The sequence below is a fragment of the Dellaglioa sp. CoH-56-MRSF-10 genome (genome assembly GCF_056782175.1).
The window spans coordinates 1-373 of record NZ_JBXAYF010000057.1 but is presented as its reverse complement, the minus strand read 5'-3'; the positions used below and the strand labels follow the sequence as shown (position 1 = coordinate 373).

Here is a 373-nt window from a genome sequence, read left to right as displayed (position 1 = left end):
CGATACGCGGGTCGCCCATGATCGTGGCAATCGCGCCGCGCACATTGCGATAACGTGCGAGCCCCAGCCGTTCCACCATGCAGTTTCCGCGCTCGTCAAAGATGCTAACGACGTACCGTGAACCAAGCTCAATATCGGCTTGAATGTTAACCGTTTGGTCAATATTGAAACGCAGATTCGTTTTCATGGGGTGCGCCTAGTGGGTTATCGATGGCTCAAATAGTAACGGCCCCTTTCGGAGCCGTCAACAATACCCGAGTAAATTACTCAGTCTTTATTCTGTGCATTAAGACCGTTTCCGAATCAGGTCGGCCGCGCGCTGTTCCCATTGCTGCATGAGGGTGCGGGCTTCGTTATCCGCGAGCCCTAGCAC

Annotated in this window: 1 protein-coding gene; it reads right to left on the bottom strand. The window is 53.9% G+C overall.

Translation table 11 applies throughout. The annotated features are described in order from the left end of the window. On the bottom strand, positions 1-187 hold a 187-nt coding region (locus tag AC1RP4_RS07820; protein WP_481763244.1), incomplete at its 3' end, for a hypothetical protein. Positions 188-373: the final 186 nt, after the last annotated feature.